The sequence below is a fragment of the Cupriavidus sp. SK-4 genome (assembly GCF_000611125.1).
GTDB classification, from domain to species: Bacteria; Pseudomonadota; Gammaproteobacteria; order Burkholderiales; family Burkholderiaceae; genus Cupriavidus; species Cupriavidus necator.
The window spans coordinates 104,027-110,038 of record NZ_JFJW01000068.1 but is presented as its reverse complement, the minus strand read 5'-3'; the positions used below and the strand labels follow the sequence as shown (position 1 = coordinate 110,038).

The following is a 6,012-nucleotide window of genomic DNA, read 5'->3' as shown; positions in this document are numbered from 1 at the left end:
CGCCGGGCGCGCCAGCAGGTCGGCCACGCCCTGGCGGATGCTGCCGACTGCGGCCGTGCCCACCGGCGCCCATGCGGCGATATTCGGATCGTCGATCAGCTGCACCACCTTCGCCCCGGGCGGCGCATGGGGGCCAAACCCCTCGACGTGATAGGTGAAGGCCGCCGCGCCCAGCGCGAACACAAGGTCGTGGCCCGTCAGCAGCCCGACGATCTTCCCGCGCATCGCCGGCAGGAAGCCGGCAAACAGCGGATGGTCTTCCGGAAAGCCGCAGCGCCCCGACATCGGCGCCACCCACACCGCCGCCTGGTGCCGTTCCGCCAGCCGCACCACATCGTCCCAGGCGCCATCGCGGTCCACCGCCGCACCCACCACGAACGCCGGCCGGCGGCTGGCGTCAAGGGCTGCGCCGATCTGCGCCAGCAGGTCGGGCTGCACGCGGCTTTCCGTGCTGACCGTGCGCGGCAGCACCGGCTCGCACGGACGGGCCCAGTCATCGGCGGGAATCGAGATCAGCACCGGCCCGCGCGGCGGCTGCATGGCGATGTAGTAGCCGCGCGCAATCGCCAGCGGCACGTCTTCGGCCCGCGCCGGCTCGCAACTCCACTTCACGTAGGGCTTGGGCAGCTCGGTGGCCTGGGCCGAGAACAGGAAGGGCTCGAACGGCAGGATCGAGCGCGCCTGCTGCCCGGCCGTGATCACCATCGGGGTGCGGTTCTTGTGGGCGGTGAAGATGCTGCCCATGGCATGGCCGACACCGGCCGCCGAGTGCAGGTTGACGAAGGCCGCATTGCGGGTGGCCTGGGCATAGCCATCGGCCATGCCCACCAACACGGACTCCTGCAGGCCGAGGATGTAGCGGAAGTCGTCGGGGAAATCGAGGAACAGTGGCAGCTCGGTCGAGCCGGGATTACCGAAGATGGTGGTCATGCCGAAAGCGCGCAGCAGGTCCAGCACAGCGGTGCGCACGGTGGTGGGAGTGGCGGAGGCGGCAGGCGTGGCGGAAATGGCCATGGTCGTGGAGGCTCCAGTGCGGAATCAGTGACAAAGCTTGCCGACCAGTATGGGCAATCAGGCCTTGCCCAGAAATTGCCGTTTTGGGGCTAAGTCATTACGATTCGGCATGACCCTCGATCTGCGCCAGCTCCTTGCCTTCCTTGCGGTGTGCGAACACGGCAGCCTGGGCCGCGCCGCCGCACAGCTGAACCTCACCCAACCGGCACTGAGCCGCACCATCCAGCGGCTGGAAGCCCAGTTGGACGCGCCGCTGTTCGAACGCTATGCCACCGGCATGGTGCTGACCGCCTACGGCGAGGCCCTGCTGCCGCACGCCAACCTCTTGCGCCATGAGGCCGAGCACGCTACCGAGGCCGTGCGCGCGCTGCGCGGGCTGGCCGCCGGCACCATCCGCGTGGGCACCGTCGCCAGCGTGGCCAGCGTGGTGCTGCCGGAGGCGATCGAGGCGGTGCTGGCACGCTGGCCCGGTCTGCGCGTTCGCATCGTCGAAGGGGTTGGAGATTTCCTGGCCGATGCGCTGCTGCGCCGCGAGATCGACCTGGCCATCGGCATCGCCCTGCCGGAGAACGAGGAAATCTGCGCCGTGGCGGATGTGGGCTGGAGCGACAGCAGCTTCGTGGTCGCCGCCGCCGGGCATCCGCTGATGGGCAGGACGGTGCTGCGGCTGGCGGATACGGCCGGCTGCCGCTGGGTCATGCCGCCGCGCGGCACGGCGCCATTCGACGAACTGCAGCGGCTGTTTGCGCGGGCCGGGCTGGCGCCGCCAGACATCGTCGCCGAAACCCGCTCGATCATTGCGCTCAAGGCGCTGGTGGCACGCGCGGGCTTCCTCAGCTGGATGGCTGCGCCGATGTACGAGGCCGAGCAAAAGGCCGGCATGATCCTGCCGCTGCCCATTGAGGGCGCCCAGGCGCCGCGCCGGCTGGCGGTGTACCGGCGCCACCAGGGCATCCTGCCGGCGCCGGCAGCGAAGCTGCTGGAGCAGTTGCGCCAGTTGACCTCGGACGTGGGCTGAACGTCAGGTGGGCCGCGCCAGGTCGGCCCCTTCCATCACCCATGCGCGGAACGTGCGCAGCGCCGGCAGGTGCTGCTTCTGCTCCGGATAGCACAGGTAATAGCCCTTCTTGGCCAGCACCTGGGCCGGATGCGCCACCACCAGCGCCCCGGTGGCCAGTTCCTCCTCGATCAGGCAGCGCGGGATCAGCGCGATGCCCAGACCCGACAGCGCGGCCTGCGTGAGCAGCGAAAACTGGTCGAAGCGCGCGCCGCTCCAGGCCTCGCGGGTCGGCAGGCCCAGCGTGGCGAACCAGTCGGGCCAGGCTTCGGGCACGGTGGTGTGGTGCAGCAGCGGATAGCGCAGCAGCGCGGCGGGCGTGGGCGCCACGCCGCCGGGCTCGGACGCCAGCAGGCCCGGGCGGCACACCGGCAGCACCTCGCGCCCGGTCATGTAGTCGGCCAGGCTGCCGGGCCAGACGCCGTCGCCGAAGCGGATCGCGGCGTCCAGGTCCGGCTCGGAAAAATCGTAGCCCTGCGCGTGCGGCACGAATTCCAGCGTCACCTCCGGATGGCGCGCGAAAAACTGCGGCAGGCGCGGGATCAGCCACTTGGCGCCCAGCGTCGGCATGCTGGCGATATGCAGCACGCCGCCCCGCCCCTGGCGCGCCATCAACTCGACGGTCGCGGCCTCCAGCTCGTTCAGGCTGGGGCCGATGCGCTCCAGGTAGCGCTCGCCCGCCTTGGTCAGCATCAGGCGCTGGCGCACGCGCTGGAACAGCTCCACGCCCAGGTAAGCCTCCAGGCTGCGCACCTGCTTGCTGACCGCGCCTTGCGTGACATGAAGTTCACGCGCGGCTACGGTAAAACTGTTATGGCGCGCCGCAGCCTCGAAGGCCTGCAACTCGGTCAGCGACGGACATAAGCGTCGCATAAATCACCTCTATTTCACGACCAAATGGAATGAGCTAAGGATTTTATTTCGTTTGCGGCACGCTTGCCCGGGCGCGCAGAATCGTGAAATCCACTTTATTCCTCCCCTCGCCCTGGATCCCCCATGCAACGTCGCCATCTTCTCCGTCTCCTGGCCGCCGCTTCGGCCGCCGCCGCTGCCGGCATCTCCTTCAGCGCTTTGGCCCAGGCCGGCTACCCGACCAAGCCGATCACGCTGGTGGTGCCCTTCCCCGCCGGCGGCACCACCGACATCGTCGCGCGCATCGTCGCCGACAAGCTCGGCCAGCAACTGGGCCAGGCCGTGGTGGTGGACAACCGCGGCGGCGCCGGCGGCAGCATCGGCACCGCTTTCCTGTCCAAGGCGGCGCCGGACGGGTACACGCTGGGCATTGCCACGGCCTCGACCCATGGCATCAATCCAGCGGTCTACCCGCGCCTGTCCTACGATGCAACCAAGGACTTCACCACCATCACCAACCTGGCCTCGGTGCCCAACGTGATGAGCATCAACCCGGCGGTCAAGGCCACCGACATGAAGTCCTTCATCGCGCTGGCGCAGTCGCAGCCCAACAAGCTGGCCTATGGCTCGGCGGGCAACGGCAGCGTCTCGCACATGATGGGGGAACTGTTCAAGATGAGCAGCAAGACCGAACTGCTGCACGTGCCGTACAAGGGCGTGGGCCCGGCGCTGAACGACGCGCTGGCCGGCCAGGTGCAGGTGCTGTTCGACAACCTGCCGTCGTCGCTGCCGTTCATTGAAGGCGGCAAGCTGCGTGCGCTCGCCGTGGCAGCGCCCAAGCGCGTGGCCGCGCTGCCCAACGTGCCGACCTTTGCCGAGCTGGGCCTGGGCGAAGTCAACGACGCCGCCTGGTTCGGCCTGATCGCACCGGCCAACCTGCCGGCGGATATCCAGACCAGGCTCCACACCGCCGCGGTCAAGGTGCTGGCACTGCCGGAAGTGAAGGCCAAGCTCGAGAAGCTGGGCGCGACCCCGGTGGGCGATACGCCGGCGCACTTTGCCGCCCAGATCAAGAGCGAAGTGGCCAAGAACAAGCGCGTGGCCGCCGCCGCCAAGATCTCGCTCGACTGACTCCACAGCAACACCATGACCGACACCGACCGAACCACCGCGGACAGTCCGTTCTACCTGTACCAGCCCGAGGGCGAGCCCGCGGCGCTGTTCCTGGACTCGCCGCACAGCGCGACGACCTACCCGACGGACTTCCGCCCCGACCCCGCCCTGCCGCTGCCGCTGCTGCGCCAGGCCGAAGACACCTTTGTCGACGAGCTCTACGCCGGCGCCCCGGCGCGCGGCATCGCGCTGCTGTGCGCGGGCTTCCCGCGCAGCTACCTGGACGCCAACCGCGCGCTGGAAGAAATCGACGAAGCCCTGCTCGACGCACCCTGGCCCGGCGCCAGGCAGGAGACCGCCAAGACCCGGCTGGGCAAGGGCCTGGTCTGGCGCGTGCTGGACACCGGCGAGGCCATCTACGACCGCAAGCTGAGCGTTGAAGAAGTGCAGGCGCGCATCAACCGCTGCTACCTGCCCTATTACGCGCAGCTGCAGAAGCTGGCCGACCGCGCGGTCGCCAGCCACGGCAGCGCCTGGCATATCAACTGCCATTCGATGCCGAGCCACGCCGCGCCATTCGCCACCGAGTTCCCGGGGCTGGAGCATCCGGACTTCGTGGTGGGCGACCGCGACGGCACCACCTGCGACAAGCGCTTCACCGACCGGGTCGAGGGCGTGCTCAAGGAGATGGGCTACGACGTCTGGCGCAACCACCCGTACAAGGGCGTTGAGATCGTGCGCGTGGTGGGGCAGCCCCAGGCCGGCTGCCACAGCCTGCAGCTGGAGGTCAACCGCAAGCTCTATATGGACGAGGTGGGCCTGACGCATACCGCGGGCTTTGCCAGGCTGCGCCATGACCTGAACCTGCTGCTCGACGAGCTGCTGCGCTTCACGCGCTCGATGCCGTCGCGCGTGGCCTGACCCGGGCCGGGGCTGCGCCACGCAGCCCCGCATACGCTGCGGGTTCACCGCAGTTGTGCGAGATAGGGGATTCCTGCTAGCGCACAAGTCACTTGCTGCACGACATCATGCGTTAGAAGAATGGGTAACAAGATTTAGGAACTTTGTCAGATAGGTTTCCTCTATCATGGCATTCCTTTGCGAACCCATCTTGCCTGCCGGCCCCTACGGCCCCGCGGGCAAACCCAAGAACGCACACACCGCTCACACCGTGATCCGACGAATCTCCGAACTGCTCGGCAGCCGGCTCCGCATGGTGGCTGCCGCAGTGGCCGGTGCGATCGCGCTGGCAGGCTGCGCCAATCTGCCGGCCGATGATGCCAGCGCCGGCCCGGCCCCTGCCCCGGCACCCGCCGCCGCGCCCGCCCGACCTGCCGCCGCCCCGGCACCCGCCACTTCCACTCCGCCCACCAAGACCGTCACCCTGCCCGACCGTGGCCGCGTCAGCCTGTCCGAGTACCGGAGCCGCATGCGCGAACAGCTGATGAAGACCGAGAACGCCAGCAGCGACGTGGCGGACTGCGCCGCCCACGCCAGCTGGGTGGTGCCGCGCTCGGCCAGCTACGATGCCTTGAAGATCCCCACCGGCGCGCTCGCCACGGGACAGGCCACGACCGAGCCATGGAGCGGACGCTTCTCGCCCGGCAAGCAGGCCGTGCCGGTCAGCTCGGTGGTCACCTTCGCCGCCACCGCGCACAAGCGCCGCGGCAACGACGACTGGCAGCCGGTGAAGGTGCGCTGCGGCTATGACGACGGGATGATGCTGGCGTATGAGCTGCTGGACAGCGGCGGCGCCACCATCAGCGAACCGGCCGCCGCGCCGGCCGTGCCTGCTGCCACGCAAGCCTCGGCAAGCAAGAGCCGCAAGGGGACCAAGGGCAAGAGCACGGCTTCGAAGTCGGGCAAGACGTCGGCGTCCAAGTCGTCGAAGTCAACGACCGCCAAGTCCACCTCCGGCCCGGCCAAGACGACCAGCAAGACCAAGAAGAAGCAATAAGCGCAAAGCGGGCGCACCG

Annotated in this window: 6 protein-coding genes; 4 read left to right on the top strand and 2 right to left on the bottom strand. The window is 68.8% G+C overall.

The window, feature by feature from the left end:
• On the bottom strand, positions 1 to 1,014 hold a 1,014-nt coding region (gene mdlC / locus CF68_RS38355), incomplete at its 3' end, for a benzoylformate decarboxylase (protein WP_235205774.1).
• Between the two features lie 109 nt (positions 1,015 to 1,123).
• On the opposite strand from mdlC, the gene CF68_RS14980 reads away from it, so the two are divergent.
• Entirely contained in the window at positions 1,124 to 2,032 is a 909-nt protein-coding gene (locus CF68_RS14980; protein WP_035820030.1) for a LysR family transcriptional regulator, read from the top strand.
• Positions 2,033 to 2,035: 3 nt separating this feature from the next.
• Here CF68_RS14980 and CF68_RS14975 read toward each other — a convergent pair whose 3' ends face one another.
• Positions 2,036 to 2,944, bottom strand: a complete 909-nt coding sequence (locus CF68_RS14975; RefSeq protein ID WP_035820027.1) for a LysR substrate-binding domain-containing protein — start codon at positions 2,942 to 2,944, stop codon at positions 2,036 to 2,038.
• 123 nt (positions 2,945 to 3,067) lie between these two features.
• On the opposite strand from CF68_RS14975, the gene CF68_RS14970 reads away from it, so the two are divergent.
• The 3 genes from CF68_RS14970 (at position 3,068) to CF68_RS14960 (ending at position 5,993) form a co-directional block, all read left to right on the top strand.
• Positions 3,068 to 4,054: a tripartite tricarboxylate transporter substrate binding protein gene (locus CF68_RS14970; RefSeq protein WP_035820024.1), complete on the top strand. Its 987-nt coding sequence runs from the start codon at positions 3,068 to 3,070 to the stop codon at positions 4,052 to 4,054.
• Between the two features lie 15 nt (positions 4,055 to 4,069).
• Positions 4,070 to 4,957, top strand: a complete 888-nt coding sequence (locus CF68_RS14965; RefSeq protein ID WP_010809074.1) for an N-formylglutamate amidohydrolase — start codon at positions 4,070 to 4,072, stop codon at positions 4,955 to 4,957.
• Between the two features lie 250 nt (positions 4,958 to 5,207).
• Entirely contained in the window at positions 5,208 to 5,993 is a 786-nt protein-coding gene (locus CF68_RS14960; RefSeq protein WP_369798879.1) for a BspC domain-containing protein, read from the top strand.
• The last annotated feature ends 19 nt before the right edge of the window (positions 5,994 to 6,012 follow it).